The 19,440-nt window shown below is 39.2% G+C and carries 15 protein-coding genes; all 15 read left to right on the top strand.

Features of this window, described 5'->3' with window-relative positions:
- The first annotated feature begins 1 nt into the window (after position 1).
- On the top strand, positions 2 to 517 hold the full coding sequence (locus tag H6G96_RS26020; protein ID WP_190914884.1) for a DUF192 domain-containing protein: 516 nt from the start codon (positions 2 to 4) through the stop codon (positions 515 to 517).
- 466 nt (positions 518 to 983) lie between these two features.
- On the top strand, positions 984 to 1,580 hold the full coding sequence (locus H6G96_RS26015; RefSeq protein WP_242063394.1) for a hypothetical protein: 597 nt from the start codon (positions 984 to 986) through the stop codon (positions 1,578 to 1,580).
- A gap of 135 nt (positions 1,581 to 1,715) precedes the next feature.
- The gene (locus tag H6G96_RS26010) at positions 1,716 to 2,042 is read left to right on the top strand and encodes a hypothetical protein (RefSeq protein WP_190914882.1); all 327 of its coding nucleotides are present in this window, start codon (positions 1,716 to 1,718) and stop codon (positions 2,040 to 2,042) included.
- Between the two features lie 28 nt (positions 2,043 to 2,070).
- The gene (locus H6G96_RS26005) at positions 2,071 to 4,893 is read left to right on the top strand and encodes a hypothetical protein (RefSeq protein WP_190914880.1); all 2,823 of its coding nucleotides are present in this window, start codon (positions 2,071 to 2,073) and stop codon (positions 4,891 to 4,893) included.
- A 2-nt stretch (positions 4,894 to 4,895) separates the two neighbouring features.
- The gene (locus H6G96_RS26000) at positions 4,896 to 5,606 is read left to right on the top strand and encodes a hypothetical protein (RefSeq protein WP_069074539.1); all 711 of its coding nucleotides are present in this window, start codon (positions 4,896 to 4,898) and stop codon (positions 5,604 to 5,606) included.
- Positions 5,607 to 5,807: 201 nt separating this feature from the next.
- Complete coding sequence (locus H6G96_RS25995) at positions 5,808 to 6,926, top strand: hypothetical protein (RefSeq protein WP_190914878.1); 1,119 nt, start codon at positions 5,808 to 5,810, stop codon at positions 6,924 to 6,926.
- A 67-nt stretch (positions 6,927 to 6,993) separates the two neighbouring features.
- Positions 6,994 to 7,785, top strand: a complete 792-nt coding sequence (locus H6G96_RS25990; RefSeq protein WP_190914876.1) for a hypothetical protein — start codon at positions 6,994 to 6,996, stop codon at positions 7,783 to 7,785.
- Positions 7,782 to 9,362: a TrbI/VirB10 family protein gene (locus H6G96_RS25985; protein WP_190914874.1), complete on the top strand. Its 1,581-nt coding sequence runs from the start codon at positions 7,782 to 7,784 to the stop codon at positions 9,360 to 9,362. The genes H6G96_RS25990 and H6G96_RS25985 overlap by 4 nt, the downstream gene beginning before the upstream one ends.
- 14 nt (positions 9,363 to 9,376) lie before the next feature.
- The gene (locus tag H6G96_RS25980) at positions 9,377 to 10,090 is read left to right on the top strand and encodes a hypothetical protein (protein ID WP_190914939.1); all 714 of its coding nucleotides are present in this window, start codon (positions 9,377 to 9,379) and stop codon (positions 10,088 to 10,090) included.
- Positions 10,087 to 11,301 carry a leucine-rich repeat domain-containing protein gene (locus H6G96_RS25975; RefSeq protein ID WP_190914872.1) on the top strand — a complete coding sequence of 405 codons (1,215 nt, stop codon included), beginning with the start codon at positions 10,087 to 10,089 and terminating at the stop codon, positions 11,299 to 11,301. Before H6G96_RS25980 ends, H6G96_RS25975 begins: the two co-directional genes overlap by 4 nt.
- 27 nt (positions 11,302 to 11,328) lie before the next feature.
- Positions 11,329 to 13,116, top strand: a complete 1,788-nt coding sequence (locus H6G96_RS25970) for a type IV secretion system DNA-binding domain-containing protein (RefSeq protein WP_190914869.1) — start codon at positions 11,329 to 11,331, stop codon at positions 13,114 to 13,116.
- 102 nt (positions 13,117 to 13,218) lie between these two features.
- Complete coding sequence (locus H6G96_RS25965; protein ID WP_206757676.1) at positions 13,219 to 13,728, top strand: relaxase/mobilization nuclease domain-containing protein; 510 nt, start codon at positions 13,219 to 13,221, stop codon at positions 13,726 to 13,728.
- 28 nt (positions 13,729 to 13,756) lie between these two features.
- The gene (locus H6G96_RS25960; RefSeq protein WP_190914865.1) at positions 13,757 to 17,329 is read left to right on the top strand and encodes a DUF3854 domain-containing protein; all 3,573 of its coding nucleotides are present in this window, start codon (positions 13,757 to 13,759) and stop codon (positions 17,327 to 17,329) included.
- Between the two features lie 12 nt (positions 17,330 to 17,341).
- Positions 17,342 to 18,184 carry a hypothetical protein gene (locus tag H6G96_RS25955; RefSeq protein WP_190914863.1) on the top strand — a complete coding sequence of 281 codons (843 nt, stop codon included), beginning with the start codon at positions 17,342 to 17,344 and terminating at the stop codon, positions 18,182 to 18,184.
- A gap of 560 nt (positions 18,185 to 18,744) precedes the next feature.
- Entirely contained in the window at positions 18,745 to 19,440 is a 696-nt protein-coding gene (locus H6G96_RS25950; RefSeq protein ID WP_242063393.1) for a response regulator transcription factor, read from the top strand.

Raw genomic sequence — 19,440 nt, 5'->3', positions numbered from 1 at the left:
TATGCAATTAGTCAAAATTCCCACAACAATCGACTTATATGCTGCGGCTTACAAACTGTTAAATATTCTTGGCCCAATTGCGGGAATATCAATTATTGTCGCTTCATCAACTATCGCCTACTTGCAAACTCGTCCCCAGCATTTACCCATAACGCAGATGCTCACCTACAACAATCGCACATTCAAGTTGGAAGTAGCCACCACACCTGTTGAATTAGAGAAGGGGCTGAAGTTTCGCAATCATTTGCCCGGCGATCGCGGGATGTTGTTTAATTTGGGCAAGGAATACAAAAATGTCCCCTTTTGGATGGAGCAAGTAAAAATCCCCCTAGACATCATTTTCATCAAGGATAGTATGGTGACGACGGTGATTTACAACGCTCCACCCTGTGCAAAAAATCCTTGTCCAATTTACAAGGGTAGTGTTGCTACTCAGGTTTTAGAACTGCCCTCTGGTACTGTTAAAATTCAAATCGGCGACAAGCTCAACATCCAGCCTTTATCGGTTCCATACTGACCAAGCCCCGTTGGGGCGGTTATGAATTCACCGCAAACGAGTCGCACTACCCCCAATACGGTTCGGTGAAAGGTATTGGTATTGGTATTGGATACATCCTTTACCCAATACCTGCAAACCCATTCCACAAGGAAAGTGAAAAATGCTTATCTGAACTGTATTCGCACCACCCCACACCCTCCTGCTTGACGAGAAAACCAATAAAAGGAAAAAAGTCAATAGGCAATCTGACGCTTATTTCTCTAATTTTCATTAATGAATATAAAATTGTATACCTATATAATTTTAAATACTGATAATAAACAGCTATAACATCTATATAAGCAGTCTACTTGCTAGATTTGCTGTGAAATAGATTGTATTAAATATTCTATGTAGGCAAAGGTACGGTTTTTTTTAGTACTTTGGTTTGTAGGTTTTGTGGGTGAAAACCCGAATAATATGCGTATCGTTTCAGGAGAACGAAATGCATACTTACCGCAACGAGACTGAAGGTTTTGTTAATTCCGATACTGCTGCTGTACTGGCTTCAGGAAAAAATAACAGCACGATAACAAATAGTACACTAGTGCTAATGGGAGCGACGGGTGCGGCAATGATCGTGTCGATGTCAGTCCATAACATCCTCTTAGGTGGATTGATGATTGCTACGGCGATCGCTATAGCACTACCAAAGCAATCTCAAGCTCTGTTGACTAATTTTGAGCAGATACAACGCAAGTATGGAGTCAATCTTTATGCGGTGTTGTTTACGATTTTGACAGTTGTCTGTGTACTTGACTTTGCAGCAGCCCCAGCCGATGCACAGTTTTTTAACAATGCCCAAACCTGGATGACTAATACCTTTGGCAATGCTGGGAATGGGCAAACACAAGCAGTTGTAGAATTGTTCTTCAACGTATTGAGGGGTCTGTTCCTACTCTATGTAGGCATCAGCTTAGTCCGAATTGTTCAAGCGGCCCGCAACGATGAAGATTGGCAAACATTAGCCAGAACTCCATTAATTATTGTCCTTTCAGTTTTTGTAGGAGATTTAGTTACTGGCTTAATTACTGGAGCTTAAATCAGTGAACAATTATCAGTTATCAGTCTCTCATTGATAACTGTTAAAGAGAAGATCCATTTGGTTAGAGCATTTCTTGAATAAGAGAAATTGCCCATATTCAAGAAATGCTTCATCTCAACAAGTAGTAAAAAAATGAGAAATGAAAATAAATTTCGGATTGTAAATAGGATCTTAGGAGACAGACCCAGATTAGGGCCATTTCCCGCCGACCAGATTTTTCCTTGGTCAGTAATAGCAGTATTAAATGTATTTATTGTTGATTACACATTCAAAGCTGGATGGTTAGCAACTGGATTAAGTATTGCTTGGGGATGGGCTACTTGGTGGGTAGTTTCTACAAATAAAGATTTTTTGGGGAAATTTGTCGGTGTGCCTCGTTTAAGCAGAGGTTATATGCCTTTTAAAACCTTGAACAATAACACAGGGTTCAGAGATCAGAAGCCAGGATTAAGGAAATAGGTTGAACTACATAATTAATGCGCCCATCATGACACCTCAGAAACAATCCAAATATCCAGATAAATTAGGTAAAAAAATATTAGAAAAGGAGCAGATTGAGTTTGCTAAAGTCTTGACTCCCTTTGAGGATATTATTCATTTGGCGGGGATCTGTAACTTGAACTTAGGCGGCAGAAGAGGCATAGGTGCATTGATCCTCAAAAAAGGTGAATCGATTCAAATTAAATTTTGTTTTGATTGCTTAGGGATTCATCCGAATTTAGGCAGCGAACAGATGTTACCAATGTTTGAGGGAATAGAAGCCGGACTCAAGGAAATCCCGGAGCAAGAATCATTGACCATACATTTTGGTTCATTCACTTCCGATTATGAACGACAGCAGGAACTCAAGTCCATTGAGAATAATTGCTCAATCGAGCAACTTAAACTTTTAATCCGTAGTGAAAGATTACGAATAAAAGCTTTAACCAAAAGTGGAACTAGGAAAAACAAATTTTTGAGGTTATGGTGTACTTATACTGTTACCTCTGATGATGAACGAAGCCAAGATTTGGTGGAATCTATCATTAGGAAATTAGAAAAAGTTTGGTATAATTTTACCGGAGAAATTCATTCAATTAACAACACCAAAATTGAAACCATTTTGCAAAATTCATTTAATGATGGTTTTCAATCATGGGAGAATTTACTGAATAATAAGATGAAATTGGGGATTAAAGCTTTGAGTGCTGAAGAACTCTGGACGGTAATCTGGCAGCAATTTAACCATTCATCACCAGCAGTAATCCCTAATCCCTTAAAAATAGATGAAGTAGGTGGACTAATCGAAACCCAAACAAGCGATTTTCACATCCGGCATCATCTATTAGACAATGAGCAGTCCATACCATTTTTAGATCGCAAATGGGTAAAAATCCAAGATAAATATATTGGAGCGTTGAATTTTAGTCAAAAGCCGGGAGGTTGGATAGATGAACAGGCACAATTAAGATATCTCTGGTCACTGATATCTCGTGATAGTATTTTCGATACTGAAATCTTTTGTCAGGTGACAAAAGCTAACCAAGGAATCACGAAAACCAACCTCCAAAGACTAACTAAACAGTCGATTACTTCTACGACATTATCCAGTGATAAAGGTAATATTGATGTCAAGGCGGGACTGAATATTGAGTCAGCAGTAGAAGCCCAAAAGACGATTTATAAAGGAAATGTTGTCGTACACACGGCTGTAGTTTTTCTAGTACATCGTCAATCAACACGCTCTTTAGATGAAGCTTGCCGTTACCTTGCGAGTTACTTCTTGCGTCCGGCGGCAGTTGACCGGGAGATAGAATACGCCTGGAAGACATGGTTGCAGTGTTGTCCATTTGTTTGGGAACCACTGTTAACCAAGCCTTTTAACCGCAGACTGCCATATTTTAGTTCCGAAGCACCAGGGCTGATGCCTTTGATCCGCACAGCCACAGGAGATCGGACTGGGTTTGAGTTAATTGCAGAAGAGGGCGGAACACCTGTATATCTAGACTTGTACCAAAATCACAAGAATCTAGCTGTTTTCGGTGCAACTCGTTCGGGGAAATCAGTTCTGGTGGCTGGAATTCTCACACCAGCACTTGCCCAAGATATCCCAGTTGTCGCTTTAGATTACCCCAAACCAGATGGTACATCTACCTTCACTGACTACACTAATTTGTTAGGAAAAGACGGGGCTTACTTTGATATTTCTAAAGAATACAACAATCTTTTTGAGTTACCGAATTTGCAAGGACTAGAACCAGAAATTATCAATGAAAGATTGAATGATTTCAAGGAATTCTTGAAATCGGTGCTGATGACAATGGTGATTGGAACTAGCATGATTGGGGTTAGTCCTGGAATGATTACCAATATTGAGTCAATCATTGCTTTAACATTAAAAATATTTTTCAACGATGATGAAATCAAAATGCGCTATAAGTTAGCGCTCTCATCGGGAGTAGGAACTTTAGAATGGGCAGAGACTCCAACGCTGCAAGACTTTTACAAATACTGTTCCCCAGCTTTTGTTAAATTAGATTCTATTGCCAGTAACAGTCGAGATATAATGTCAGCTTTAGAACAAATTCGACTGAGACTTAGTTACTGGTTAAGCACAAGAGTTGGACAGTCAATTTCTCGCCCTTCTAGTTTTAGAACTGATGCAAAATTACTTGTTTTTGCATTAAGAAATTTATCAAGTGAAGCGGATGCAGCCATCTTAGCTCTGAGCGCTTATGCTGCTGCACTCAGACGAGCGTTAGCATCGAAAGTCAGTATCTTCTTCCTTGATGAAGCACCAATCTTATTTCAATTTGAATCAATTGCAGATTTGATTGGTAGATTGTGTGCAAATGGTGCAAAAGCGGGAATTCGCGTAATCCTATCTGCTCAGGAGCCAGAGAGTATTTATCAAAGCAAGGCAGCATCTAAGATTTTTGCAAATATTGGCACTAGATTAGTCGGGAGGATACAAACCTCAGCAGTAGACCCATTCATAGAGAGATTTAAATATCCTGCCGAAATCATTCGAGTTAACAGTACAGAAGCTTTCTATCCCCAAAAATCGGGAATTTATTCTCAATGGTTGCTTGATGATAATGGTAAACTAACTTTTTGCCGTTATTATCCCGCCCACTGTTTACTGGCATCTGTCGCCAACAATCCGCACGAGCAAGAATTACGGAGTCTTTTTCTGAAAAATTATCAAGATAATCCTTTGTTAGGAATGGTCAAGTTTACTGAGGATTATATCAAGATGATTCGAGAAGAAGAGTTGTCTGAGGAAGGTAAAAAACTCATGTTTCAATTAGAAAAAACAAAGGTGGCTTAACTATGAAGAATCGTCAAAAAGTTGCTGTACTACTTTCTGTTACTGTAGTAAGTTTATTACTAGCTACACCCAGTTATGGATTAGTCATTAGTGACTTTTTTAGCTCTCTAGTTGATGATATTAAAGGTGAAGTAAGCCAGATCCAAACTTGGACAAAATTGCAAATAGATCAAAGTTGGGCTGGGATTAAGAAAGATGCTCAAGCTGCAATTGATAATACTGTCGGAGAGATGGGAGCGCCAGATCCGATTGCTAGTAGCGATGAACTCAAAAATCGGATTGCTGATACTTACTCTTTACCAGTCGCCAAGGAAAAGGGGCAAGATTTAGAGCGAGAACTCACAAGAGCTTCAATCATCAGTGTTGTAGGTAAAACTGGGCAAGCAGATACGTCTCAAAAAATAGAGAAAACAACACAAATAGCTCAAGACGCGAAAACCATTGCTGACCAAGCTCAAGACATGGATGCTTCTCAAAATGTCCTGAAAGCGATCGCGGCTCAAAATGGTCTGGTGGTTTCCATGTTGGCACAACAGCGCACTGATTCATTGCAAGCAAGGCAGGATAATTCATACTCCAATCTCATGCTGACTCAAGTTGCAGAAAACACAGCAAATGCACGCAAAAAACAAGATTTGAATGAATTAGGTACTCTTTCTTTGACCCATGAACTTATCGGTATATCTCGTTTAGATCCAACGCAAGAAAATTAACCAGGAAGAGGGAAATCTTAACAAGGAACTCTTAACAAGGAACTCTTAATAGGAAACAGCAAGAAAAATGTGCAATCGATGTTTCTCCACCTCTAGTTATTGTAGAGATTGTCTAGTTTTAATTATTGAATTTTCTCTATTCCCTGTTGCCTGCTAAGAGTTAACTCTTAGTCTTCTTTATCATCAATTCACCCTTATCTTATGCTTTCAAAAAATTACTTATTCGCTCAATCTCAGTTTGCTGGTGCAGATTTACTTGAACAAGCAAGTAATACAGCAGATTTTATTGCTCAAGGTTTTAATCAGATTTGGGAAGAAACTATCACAGGTGATTTATATGCTGCTATGTGCAAAGTCGGTGTATTATTCGCCGTTGCAACGTTTGTTTTTTTCATGGTTGAGTGGACAAAGAAAATGCTCTTAGGTGATGAACAACGTGCATACACAGATTTTATTTGGGTGTTGATAGTTATAGTACTCTTAGCAAATAATGGCAAAGCTTTAGGAGCAGGTACTCTCGGAATCAGAAATTACATTAACAGTACAAACCAATACATGCTAACACGTACAGCAAAAGGTATTGATTTAAGAGCTGCATATCAAAAAGCTTTGGGTGTAGAAGCGGTGCGTGGAGCTATTGCGAAAGAAATAGAAAATTGCAAAACCTCGTCTTTGAGTCCAGAAGAATCTGTTAAATGTCTGTCGGATGCTAAAGATAGACTTCAACAAGACTATCCGAGTTATTTTACTGGTGAAAGCGGCCCGTTTTCGTGGGTCATTCAAAAAATAGACAGAATTATTCAAGCTCCAATAGAGGCAATTAAAGGTGGGGCTAATCCTATACAAGTAATACTTTCTCCTTTCAGTGCTTATATTGGTTCTTCGGTCATCGAAATTGTTTCCATTGTACTGATTGGGTTGAACGGAGCTTACCAATGGGCGATTGAACTAACGATGTTGTTAACAGCACTTCTCGGCCCTTTAGCTGTAGGTGGTTCTTTGTTACCTTATGGTGGAAAAGCAATTTTTACTTGGCTTACGGGTTATTTCGCTGTAGGAATGGCAAAACTTTGTTTCAACGTAATTGCCGGATTAGCCGGACAATTAATTGCTACCTCTAGAGCAGATCAACCTCTATTCTTTCTTTTTACAATTGGGATTTTTGCTCCTTTCTTAGCAACTGGATTAGCTGCTGGTGGTGGTTTAGCTGTACTTCAACAAATCAACAAAGCGGCTGAAACCTATAGCACAATCGCTATTGATGCTACTAAAGCTATAACAACATCTGGTGGTAGTTTAGTATCAAAATTCAGTAAATAGAGGTAATACCTAGATTAAGAGTTCTCTATTAAGAGTTAAGAGTTCCCTCTTCACCAATAATCTAACAATGTTTAATACAAAGAATGGTACAAAGGCAAAACCAGAGCCGTTACAGCTTCTGCAATATAACAAATCTGTCCCAACTAGAATCGGAATAATTTCACTAGCTGGATTTTCGATGGCTTTGTTCTCTTTATTACTACAAATCCTTAATTATGGGGCAGTGAGTAGTTTAGGTAAAAAGCAGTTAGCTCTAGTGCAATTGTCATCAGGAGAATCAGTTGTTGCCCAAGCAGTAGAACCGAATGAACGCTCCGATGAGGTTATTAAAAAATTTATTTCTAACACATTTATCAAGATGTTTAACTGGGATGGACTTGTTCAAACTTTTAATGAAAAAGGAGAACCCATTACTAAACAAGATGCTGGTATAGATGTAGGTAGAACTGAACGTTCTAATGGCAGAGTAACTACTTCTTCTTATGAAGCTGCTTATGCAATCAGTGAAAAGCATGATTTTCGGACAGCATTTTTGCGTAAGCTAGCTCAAATGACCCCAGCAGGGGTATTTAACGGTGATACACAAGTATCTTTGATTCCCCGCTTCATTTCATCACCTCGCAAAATTAAAGATGGTCAATGGTCAGTAGATTTAGTAGCTACTCTCGTTACTTTTAATAGAGTTGATAATGCAGGCAAAGGTATCTCCTTTAACAAAACTATTACTGTAGAAGCCATTAGTACACCGCAAAACATCCCTAATGATACTACTGCTCTAGCAAAGAAAATATATCAAGTCAGGCAAGCAGGATTAGAAATTACGCAAATTGTTGATTTAAATTTGGCTAACAGACAATGACAAATACTCAGATTAATAGCTCATCAACTGTAGATGATTTTCTCCAAATAGATGATGACTTAAAATCTTCAGCAATGATTTCAGATTCCAGCCCAAGGGAAATTACGTCAGAGGGAGAATTAGATAATCCATCAGTCACAACTAAACATACAGTAATTACTTCTCCCTGGTCAAGATTGTTGGTCATAGCACTCCCTTTCGGATTGACCTTCCTAGCTATATTTTGGCTGCTGAATGGGATTTTTAATCCTGATAGCCGCGATACTACTAAAACTATTGAAGAACCAAAGTCTTCAGAAACTAAAGAACAAGTTGAGCAAACAGATGGGGATGTTTACGCTAAGTTAGCGCTGAATCAGCAAGAAGATGAATTAAATAAAATTAATCAGAGTAAGCAGGAAGTTAAAGTTAATAATAAACCTGTCAGTGTTGCAGCTTCACCACCACCAACAGCTAGACCTGTGGCACAAACACAAAGTCTTAGTCCTAGACGAGATTACGTTCCAAGTAGAACTAACCCGACTATTTCATCACCACCTCGTAATCAAACGTTGCCAAGAATTAGTAATCCTTTTAGGACTGTTACGCCGAAAACAGAAACGCCAACAGACGTGATAGCTGAATTTAATCGACTTCGCAGCTTAGGATCTTACGGAAAAATCGCTTATACACCTACTTCAAATAACCAGCAGATATCAACAGAGGCGACATCCTTTCAAACACCGAATATAACACGAATTCAAGTACAGCCACCCAATAGTGCTTATACAACACAGCAAACACGCCCTAACTTCTCTAACAGTACATCCACAGAAATTGAGAAAATTCGCCCTCGTTGGTTAGCCGATTCTAAATCTGATAAACAAATAGCAGATGGTAATTACTTGCCTCAAGAAAACCAAATTCTGCAACAGCGTAAAACTCGCTATTTAGTTGTTGGGGAATTCGCAAATGGTATTTTAGTGACTTCAGTCATCAAGCAGCAAAGCGAAAATCGCTTCCAACAACAGCAAAATCCAGATGATAGTAAACGCTATGTTGCTAGATTAACGGCTGATTTGCATGACAACTATGGAAATGTGGCAATTCATAAAGGCACTTTATTAGCCGTTGAACCCCTACAGGTTAATGGTGGCTCTTATGTAAGTGTGCAAGTCACGAGCATTATCAAAGATAACACTGAGTACCCAATTAGTAGCGGTGCAATTTCTGTATTAGGAGAAGGCGGGAAACCGTTGTTAGCTAAACAGTTCCAAGATAAGAAAGGGGGAGGTTCTGACTTGACTGTGGGATTAGTCAGTGGTTTGGGTCAAGTAGGAACTATTCTGAATCAATCTGATTCCAGTAGCAGTGTAGTTAATTCTGCTACAGGGACATTTAGCTCTAGCACGACTTCAAACAGCCAGCGCAATATTGGCGGGGCATTTTTACAAGGTGCTTTTGGCAAGCTTAGTGACATTATTACTCGTCGTGCAGAAACTTCTAACCAACAAATCACCGCTCGTCCCAATGTTTGGTATATCCCACAGGGGACGAAGATTACCTTTTTGGTGAACCGTTCTCTGGAGTTGCCATGAAGAAGTTAAAACTCATGACAGCGTTCCAGCTTGGGGTTGCTGCTTTTTTGGCAGTGTGTCTAGTTCCAGTCAAAACCTATGCTCAAAGTACAGTCCGCACCATAAAGCAATCTCAGGTTAGTGGCAGTACTGCCAAGCTACAAAAAATTCAAGTCTGGAATGGCTCAGGCGTATCAATTTCATTTTATGAAGTCAATGAAATGGTAAAGCGGGTGTGGATTGACGATCCCTCGCAAGTTCTGATTGACACTGATGGTTGTTTAGAGGGAATCGACCAGAACTGTCAAAACAGTAGTGCTGGACTACTTCACTTACGCCGGATCAAAAAGGTTCCGGTTCCAGGACTGCCGCAAACAAGTGCAACTTTGCTTACAGTGATTACTCAAACTGCTTCTGGCTCGCGCAAAGTTTACCACTTTCAAGTTACCCCATCTAATTCCCGTCCTGAATATAGTCAAGTGTCAATTATTAACGACAAGCCATTTTCTCTAGTAGCTCGACCGAGATTATCGCCCTTAGTACAAACTATCAACACCATAAAACAAATCAGAGCGGGGATGAGAGTAGCGATTAGTAATGGTTTGCTCTCTTCATCTGATGAACTTCACAATCGGATTGAGCAATTCTTGACTCATTTTCAAGGTGGAGAGCAAATGCCTGCTGCTGCTGATAAAGCTGGTGTTTCACTTAAATTAGTTAACAAATTAATTGAGCTTGGACAAATATGAAAACATCAAAGCGTTCGCCCAAAATTAGTTTTGACACGATTCGCTATTTAATATTGTTTGGGTTGCTAGGAGGATTGTTTATTCACAGTTTTTGTAAGTATGGAATCATGAATCAGGTAATTGGATTTTTATTGCCCAAAGCATCAGCACAAGTCCCATTTGTTAGTAGCAATAATGGCTTGATTCCAGACTGGTCAAAAATGAAGTTTCAAGACATGATTGTATCTGAATCTGGTAATGTAACTTACCCAACTGACCGAGGGAATCAGACTAGAACTTGGCAAGCTGGACAAAGTATTGGCGATTTTATGGAGCTTGGGGATTTTGAAGATGCCAATCTGAATATTGAAAAGCTTACCCTTTCGACGATATCTCAGGCATTAGCTATTGATTTAGATAGTTTAAAGCTTGATGATTTTGGAATAATCAAAACTCAAACCCTTAGCGATTTAGTCAAGGCTATACCTGAATTAGCTAATCAATCAGCCAATAGTGTAGCACCAATAGCTGACTTTCTTAGGCAAATGGGTATCAGCACTAATCAAAGAATTGGTAATGTTGCTAATTATTACAATTTAGATAATATCACTCTCGGCAATGAAATTGATTTGTCTAAATACAAGCTGACATCGATTCCGGGGATTGAAAACTCATCATTTGATGAATTTGCTAATTGGCAAGATACTCTAATTTCAGACATCCCCGGATTAAAGGATTTATCTTGGAATAATTTTCCTAATGTGCCAGAGCCGGATCTTTCTTTCGTTGGTCAAGTAGATTTGCCATTGGGAGATATAGAAGCTAACCGGATTCGCAGCATTTCTGGCAGTTATCAAGAGGGTTTTAATGTCCCTTGCAATCAAAATAATTGCGTCCACTTTGAAGCTTCAGGTTTTGGGCAGACCACTGGAGCGCAATGGATTTCGGGTAAAGTCCAAAAAGTAAAAGGTGGCTATGGAATTTTAGCTGTAGCTAATGGTGGTCTTGAGCCAACAGGTCGTCATCCCTTTGGTAAATCATTTAAACAAGTTGTTTGGGATATAGATGAATCAAGCGGTTCCGTTAACACTGCTATGTTTTTCCGTTTCTGCAAGACTATTCCTTTTGTTGGTCGGACTTGTACTCCCTACTTTATTGGGCCAGTTCCGTTTATCAATTATCACGAAAAAGACCCAGTTATTTTTGGTAGTCCCTCTACTGTTCCTGATTAGCTATTCTTATTCCTGAATTTTTGCGTGATGAGCAATAATTTGACTACTTCTACAAACAACCAACCATTTCATTTTGAACAGCTACAAAATCCACATAGCGACATTGGCAAGTACACTCATCATTTATTTAAGCCAAGTGGATTAGCAATTATAAGTATGTTAGCTGCTTACATTTTAATGAGAGTATTTTTTGGCGATGGCAGTAATAAAAAGAAGATTGCGACTAGTTACTGGGGAGGTACTAAAGAAACTGCTGCTGCCAAGAAAAAGGCGCTACAACAAATAAATTCACCCAAATGTGATAGTGCTGCACTTTACATAGGTAAGCATAAATGCAAGGGTGCTAAACAAGAAAGTGGCGCTGGCACTACTTTTTATATTCCTGATGTTCAACGAGGAACGGCGGCAATTGGCGCTCCCGGTAGTGGTAAAACTTTCAGTGCTATTAACCCCGCAATTTACTCTGCCATTGACCAAGGATTTCCGATAATTGCTTATGATTTTAAGTATCCCTCTCAAGCCAAAATAGCTGCTTACGCTAAGGGTCAGGGCTATGATGTTCACATTTTCGCCCCAGGATTTCCAGAATCGGAAGTTTGTAATCCATTGGACTTTTTACGAGACAGTAGTGATGCTGAAACAGCTAGGCAAATCGCTACTGTAATTAATAAAAACTTCCGCATTCTTAGTAATAGTAATGAAGATGGTTTCTTTGCTCCAGCAGGGGATCAATTGACACAAGCTATCTTGATGCTGACTAAAGAGTTTGGCGAATGCGCTGATGTTATGACTAGTGCCGCCATCCTTTCTTCTGAACTTATGGTGCAAAGATTGATGGCAGCTAATCTCAATCCTTGGATTAAAATTGCCTTTGGTCAGTTGTTCAGTTCCGCCGCAAGTGAAAAAACTGTTGCTGGCATTGTATCTACCGCTAGCATCATGTTCACTCGCTTCATGGCCAAAAATACTATTGGTTGTTTCATTGGTAAGACTACTCTTCCCTTATCAATCAAGGGTAAACAGATGATTATCTTCGGGCTAGACAGAGAACGTCGGGACGCAGTTAGCCCTTTGCTCACCAGCATTTTACACATGACAATTGCTCGGAACATTGCTAAAAAGCGTTTTGACCCTCTTATAGTTGCACTCGATGAGCTGCCTTCTCTTTACTTACCAGACTTATTCAAATGGCTGAACGAATCACGCTCTGAGGGGTTCTGCGGTATCCTGGGCTGGCAGAATATGGGGCAGCTTGAGAAAAACTATGGAAAGGAAGTTGCTAAGACTATTCTTGGGGCCTGCGGGACTAAGTTTGTTTTCAATCCTGGTGAAAATGAGTCTGCACAATTATTCTCCAGTTTCTTGGGCGACGAGGAAATCAAGTACAAGCATAAAAGCCGTTCTACAGGTGGGGGAAAAGCAAACACTACTACTAGTGAGCAGGAAAAAACTAAAAAACTCTTTGAGTCAGCCCAGTTTTTGAAGTTGCCTCCAGGTAAATGTGTCTTCATTAACCCTGCTTATTCTAATAAAAATGAGGGGTCGGTTCCTTTGCTAAAATCTCTCAAAATACCTCAAGCTATTCGAGATATTGAAGAATATAACCAGCAGAGATGGACTAACATTGTCAGTCTTTTAGCTCAAAAAAGTACTCAGAAATTTCCAACTCAGCAAGACTTAGATATCCGAATTGCTAATATCAACAATCGTTTCCCTTTATCTCAAAAGTCTCCAGAAGTTTCTAATAACTCTTTGCCTTTGGATATGTCTGAAGTCAGTTCATTGATTGCTCCTGAATCAAAGGTTTTTATTTAAAAGAGTCAGTAGCGAATTGTAGATTGGGATAAATTCTCCTTTCCATTACCCCAGTTAAAAGTTCCTTATTCCCTATTTGCCTTTAATTGAGAACTTTTCCTTATGCGAATGATTATTGAAGAATCTGCTATTGAGAGTTTTAGTATCCTTGAAGAAATAGCATGGAATCGAAAGACTTGCTCAGTCAACTTTTTAGATATTCATGCTGAGACTTCCGAAATCATTGCCAGTTTTCAAGCTCTCTCTTATCGAAGGCCAAAACTTAAAAAAGTTGGCATTTACACCATAATTACTTTAAAAAATCTTCATCAGCCTCTGACAGAAGAATCTTGCCAACAAATTTTAAATCAATATGTTCATGGTATTGGTTGGGATGATTTGCAGTTTATTAGCTTTTTGGAAATTACATCTGATTCTTTTCATCTGCATATTATATTTAATCGCGTTACTCCGTCAGGTAAACTTATTGATTTAGTCTGCTTGGGAGCTGATTGGAAACAATATGAACTCCTCCAAAGGTGCTGTTCTCAGGCTATGCAAGAATCTTTATCTCAATGGTACGAAGAAAAACTGAACTCATCGGCAAGAGTTGGTATGAAAACATCGGTATGAAAATTAAAAATTAACAACTAATAGTCTTATGTTTGATGAGCGAAATTTACAGTTGAGTTCTGCTTATGCCAAAAGCAGTGAATACTTTGCCAGAGCAGTGATAGCTCCTTATCTAAAATTTGTATTTGACTCGATAGGGTTAGCAATTGATGATGAAATAAATAAGAGATTAAAATTGTCAATTGGTCAAGAAGCTTATGTGATGACTCCTGATGAAAATGGTGGTTGGAAATGGCAGAAATTTGACCCGCAAACTGAGGAATTTAGTCAAGCAGAGTTTGAAGAATTTGAGGAATTATTAACAGAACTATTAACTCCGCTTTTACCATCTTCTGGTGAAACTCCACTTTTACCACCAGATAATACAGATCCGCTTTTACCTGGCTCTAACACACCTCCTAAATTATCTCCGAGTGATTCACCTCCGCTTTTGCCACCCTCTGATAGACCTCCATTTTTGCCCAATTCTGCTACACCTGTTGAATTGGTGGCTATACCAATCGCTCAAGAGGCTGACTCAATTTGGCAGGAGGCAGAGAGCAGAGGGGCACAGAAGCAGAGGAGTAGAGAAGAGGAGGAGCAAACAAGTGAAGAAGAAATTTGTACAAGTTTTTTCCCTCCTGCCCAAAAGCCTCCTTCTCCCGTGCCCCTGCCTCTTCTGACATCACGCATAGATATAGATCCAAATCATTGGCAAGAATTAGTCGAGGGGAGTGGGATTGCTCCAGAAATTGTCGAGCTTAATTTTAAGAGTTTACATTTAGACCCAATAGAATTTGAGCATGAAGCATGGGAATATCTCATGTACAGCCCAGAACTAAAACGTATTAATACTGGACGACTATCTACTGGAATACTCAACCAATATTCTCACCTTGAAGATGGCGGGTGGTGGTGTAATGCTGGTGTAGATCCTCGCTTATTTGCTTTGCTCCAACCATCACAAAAGCCAACCCAGAAACTTTGGGGATGCTACAAACCTAATAACAAGAGAGAAAAGCTCGATAATCCAGGTAAGTTTATCAAATATGAGCATCCACCAAAGACTGGTTTAAGCATCTTCTTACTGGATGTGCCGATAAATATCGCTCAACAAATTTATGAATCGGCTGGAGTTGAACCAAGCATTAGCGATCGCACCAGTGGGTTTTGGTACTGTGTGTGGAAGCACAATGTTCCAGTCACACTCACTGAAGGAGCTAAGAAGGCCGCTAGCTTATTGAGCCAGGGTGAAGCAGCAATTGGATTACCAGGGATTTATGCTGGCTATCGTAGTAAAGATGGGCTGGGAAATCAAATTGTGCCTGTATTACATGATGAATTGGCAGTTTTTGCTACCTCAAACAGGGACATCAAAATTTGCTTTGACTATGAAACTCGGTATAAAACCAAGCGCAACATTGATATCGCTACATCCCGGACTGGTCAACTTTTATCTGATGCTGGCGCTCAGGTCAGTGTCGTTGAATTACCAGGGCCAGAAAAAGGTGTAGATGATTTGATTGTTGTACAGGGGGTAGAAGCCTTTAAGCAAGTATTTATGGCATCTGTCCCCTTGGATGATTGGATTAAGAAAAATCAGCCACCCGATTTACGCTTGACAGTCTTTCTTAAAAATGGTGAACAGATCCATCTTTATGAACAACTTGGTGATGGCACTGTTAATCTAAGTCCGTCAAGAGAAAGTGTGGAAGAAGAACAGACAATAGCTCTTTTTGGAAAAACTCGTTCCAAATTGTCAAACATACAACCAACAGACTTAATTACAACTCCAGAAACCTCATCTCAAAATATAGGAGGGCAAGTAATAGATGCTGAAGTACTTGCCGATGAAAGTAAAGAAGAAGTTGCTCCTGCTCAAAACGCTTCTCTACCTTTAAAGGAGGTATCGGTTGACTCCTTTGATTCTTGGGCAAGAAGAGAACAGGTTAAACAATACCAGCAGAATTTTTTCAGAAAGCGTTTAGAAGCTAGAGAAAATAAGGAAATTGCTTCTGTAGCTTATGCCCTTGTGAAGAATTATGGTGTTGAAAAAGATGGTAATTTAGTTTATCAGGCTGATGCTTTTACTATCATAAAATCCGGCAATAATTACAGTATTCATCGCCGCGCTGACGAAACCTTGGCACTAATGCAATTTCATGCCGATAAATGGGGAGCTATCACTCTGTCTGAGCAACCTAAAGATATGTTTCCAATCGAAAGGCAGGAGTTTTTGTTAGTTGCTGATTATCTCAAAAGTGGCAAACAACTACCTTCAGTCGATGAAGACCCCAGGAAGATTGCTAATACCCTTGGTTCACTCTCCCTTAATGGTACGCACACAATTTTAGAGAGCTTTAAAACTTCTGAAATCTTGCAAATCCTCACTCAAACTCTAAAAAGGACTGGTTGTGATGATTTGGAGTTGGGCAATTACCGTATTCTCTACCAGAAAAGTCAACTTGATACTACATCTACTCTGCAACTTCTGAAAACTGAACATACGGGTGCTACAAGAGTTGCTGCCAGCTTTGAATTCAGCAGAACAGATTCAGGTATGACACATCAACTTAAGACTCTTGCCCTTAGTGAACAAGACATAGCTAAACTCAGATTACTTGCTCAAAAGTTGGATATTCAACAACCTGCCAAGGAAGCAACTGCCAATCCTCATGCTACCCGTGATATAGAAGTGCCTATTCACCCGAAAATTGCAAAACAATGGAAAGACTTAGAAAATAGGCAACAAAAAAGTAATTCTGTTCCTTACACAGCAGCACAGGTTGAACAAAATTTTCTTTCCCCGGACTCTACGTTTGACCTAGCTAGCAACTCTCAAGATATCAATTTGCAGCCAGCCAATACAGCAGTAGCCAAACCAATCAAAAAAACATCTACTTTTCAACATCAATTAAGCAAATCTGACATCGAGAGCATTCCTTTACCCCTTCATCCTCTGCTTGGTCAATACTGGCAAGAGCTAGAAGATAATCATCGATGGGCTGATATCGCAAAACAGGAAAATGCCGAATTTCGTTTAAAGATTCAATCCAATGGCAAACTCTCCATTGGCGAACAACGCGAACTTTATCATAAAATTCAGGTTCAGGCTCAGACTGAAATCCGCCAACAACAAAGAACCAATCTCGTACTTCCACCTTTAAGCGAAATTACTCATGATTTGCGACAACAAATAAATCAACAACCTGATTCACAACATCTTACTGATTCTTCTAACTCTATTCGTAATACTCTCTTGCCCGTTCACCCGTTAATTGCTAAACCTTGGCAAGATTTAGAAACTACTGGCTTATGGGCGGGAGTCGCAGCGCAAGGTAATTATCCATTACAAGAGAAACTTAAACATACTGGCAAACTTACCCTTGGTGAGCAACGTGAACTTTACCATAAACTTTTAATTCATAGTGTTGTTGAGCAATGCCGCAAAGGATTAACTGATATTTCCCTTCCCCCATTAAGGGAAATTATCCAAGATTTGATGTCTACCCGTAGTGAAGTCATTCATAACACCTACACCCCAAAAGTTGAAGTGCATTCCCAAAAATCTCAACAATCACATCATAAGGCTCAATCTAATCCTGCTGAAAATGAACTGTAAACTACATTAGCCATGTATTCTAACCAATCATCTAATTTGCTTCAAGAAACAGTCAGCGATATCAATCGTGACAGTGGCATTTCTAACAATATGATGGCTTACAGACTAGCACTCTTTCTGGAGAAACATTCACCGTCGTTACAATCAACCACCACATTGGATGCATCTGAGCGAGAAAATCTTCAGTCAGAACTGAGAACAACCTTATCTCAAAATCTTCAAAATATTGAAAACTACAGACAAAATCTCAAACAGAAATATTACACAGAGTATTTAGAAAAATTTGCTGTAACTCAACAGTCATCTGTTACATCTCAACCAGATAATTCAGCAATAGTTGAAAACTTAATTGCCCAGAAGAAGAATACATTCCTCCAACAGATATTTGAATCGGGAGTGCAAAAACTACCTTTAGGCCAAAGGGTCAGCAAAGAAGAAAAGGAGCAGAGGACAGGGAGTGAGGCACAAAACAATATAAATAAATCTAGAGAAAAGAATGTCTCACCAGCTATTGATGTTGCTGAAAAATCTCTTATTAAAGCAGTCATGAGAACTGTTATGACAATGGGCAAGGATACTGAACAAGGACGCATTTATGAAGGCATAGCCTACAGATTGCAACTGTTTATTAAAGAAGGAATGCAACTTCTCAGTGTTCACAGAAAAACTGGTAATCCCGAAACAGCTTTTACAGCCTATAAAGATGACTCTAATGAGTTTCAAATTACACAAAACAACCTTTCATACTCAGAGACTAATCGACTCATTGCCTTTGATAAACAGCAAACAGCACGACAACCCACATCTCAGTCTAATCATATTGATAAGGATAATAGCACTGAGCTTGGTGACTAAGCCCCTTTGCGGAGTGTGGGAGGGGTGGGGCAATACGGTAGATAAGCTCTTGAGGCAAGGGGGTGCAGGGAGGAAAGAGAGTAGCAATCTCTCTTCCTTGCTCCTCTCAACAAATAACCAAATAACTTTGTTAACCGAACCGTACTGCCACACCTCCCACACCCATTTTTGACTAGCTAAAATAACCAGCCAATCTACCCAAGAAAAAACCACCAATCAATAAATAACGTTTTGTCCGCCTCTCTATTCTTGAGAATGGGGCAATTATTGTTCCCAACATTATGTAAAAGCTCGCCTCCATTATATTGCTACTAAATTTGAGCGTTGCCGCAATCATCAAACCTATAAATATCAGCCATTCCACTATCACTTCAATTTTATCCCAGAGTTTTGGGTCGTATAAATAGCGCATCTGGTATTTCTCTAGTTTTATAGAATCTACTTAATCTAATTTCATCATCTCCAAAAGGTTTCTAGCTTTTACTTTAATTTTACCTAAATTCTAAAAATTTTTTAATATTGCAACGATGGAAACATTTACTTAACTAAATATGTTATAAATGTTTTATGTTCCTGTAATCGAAGTAATCAAGATGATTCGATTAGTAATTATTGAAAATGAAGCTCTGAGTCGGCTCGGAATCAAATCAGTTATTAATCAAGAGCAAGACTTTGAAATGTGTGGGGAAGCTGATAACGGAAGTGAAGGGATGAGGCTTGTTGAAGAACTTAAGCCTGATATTGTTTTGCTCGATATTGCTTTGCCAGATATTAGTGGTTTGGATCTCATCTATAACATTAAGACGAGAACGGATAGTAAAGTCATTGTTCTCACTTATCACTCTAGTCAAGATGTAGTAAATTCTGCCTTCCAAAATGGCGCTGATTCATACATTCTTAAGAAAATGGATCTGCAATTAATTAAACACGCTATCAATACTACTCATCAAAATAGTTCTTTCATTGACCCAGAGATTGCTAAAAGATTTTTTAGAAACTTCGCTTCTGGCAACACAAAAATTAAGGGTAAAAGATACAGAGAAACCCTTACTGCTACAGAAGCCCAAATTCTCAACTTAATTGCCCGTGGTTTTTCTAATAAAGAGATCGCCGAAAAACTCTTTATTACAGTCAGTACAGTTAAGGGACACACCAGCCATCTTTTTTCCAAGTTAGGAGTTAGGGGTCGTGTTAACGCGATCATTATGGCTAGAGAACTTGGCTATTTAGAAACAGAAACCTCTAGAGTTAGTTGA

It is taken from the genome of Nostoc sp. FACHB-892 (assembly GCF_014698795.1).
Taxonomy (GTDB): Bacteria; Cyanobacteriota; Cyanobacteriia; order Cyanobacteriales; family Nostocaceae; genus Nostoc.
Note: the sequence above shows the minus strand (reverse complement) of the source record. Positions and strands in the feature narration are given on the sequence as shown.

Bases quoted from the DNA above. Each gene is read 5' to 3' on its own strand.
- H6G96_RS25985 (WP_190914874.1), top strand. From the start codon at position 7,782: ATGACAAATACTCAGATTAATAGCTCATCAACTGTAGATGATTTTCTC.
- H6G96_RS26005 (WP_190914880.1), top strand. From the start codon at position 2,071: ATGACACCTCAGAAACAATCCAAATATCCAGATAAATTAGGTAAAAAA.
- H6G96_RS26010 (WP_190914882.1), top strand. From the start codon at position 1,716: ATGAGAAATGAAAATAAATTTCGGATTGTAAATAGGATCTTAGGAGAC.
- H6G96_RS26015 (WP_242063394.1), top strand. From the start codon at position 984: ATGCATACTTACCGCAACGAGACTGAAGGTTTTGTTAATTCCGATACT.
- H6G96_RS25975 (WP_190914872.1), top strand. From the start codon at position 10,087: ATGAAAACATCAAAGCGTTCGCCCAAAATTAGTTTTGACACGATTCGC.
- H6G96_RS25965 (WP_206757676.1), top strand. From the start codon at position 13,219: ATGCGAATGATTATTGAAGAATCTGCTATTGAGAGTTTTAGTATCCTT.
- H6G96_RS26020 (WP_190914884.1), top strand. From the start codon at position 2: ATGCAATTAGTCAAAATTCCCACAACAATCGACTTATATGCTGCGGCT.
- H6G96_RS25960 (WP_190914865.1), top strand. From the start codon at position 13,757: ATGTTTGATGAGCGAAATTTACAGTTGAGTTCTGCTTATGCCAAAAGC.
- H6G96_RS25980 (WP_190914939.1), top strand. From the start codon at position 9,377: ATGACAGCGTTCCAGCTTGGGGTTGCTGCTTTTTTGGCAGTGTGTCTA.
- H6G96_RS25970 (WP_190914869.1), top strand. From the start codon at position 11,329: ATGAGCAATAATTTGACTACTTCTACAAACAACCAACCATTTCATTTT.
- H6G96_RS25995 (WP_190914878.1), top strand. From the start codon at position 5,808: ATGCTTTCAAAAAATTACTTATTCGCTCAATCTCAGTTTGCTGGTGCA.
- H6G96_RS25950 (WP_242063393.1), top strand. From the start codon at position 18,745: ATGTTTTATGTTCCTGTAATCGAAGTAATCAAGATGATTCGATTAGTA.
- H6G96_RS25990 (WP_190914876.1), top strand. From the start codon at position 6,994: ATGTTTAATACAAAGAATGGTACAAAGGCAAAACCAGAGCCGTTACAG.
- H6G96_RS26000 (WP_069074539.1), top strand. From the start codon at position 4,896: ATGAAGAATCGTCAAAAAGTTGCTGTACTACTTTCTGTTACTGTAGTA.
- H6G96_RS25955 (WP_190914863.1), top strand. From the start codon at position 17,342: ATGTATTCTAACCAATCATCTAATTTGCTTCAAGAAACAGTCAGCGAT.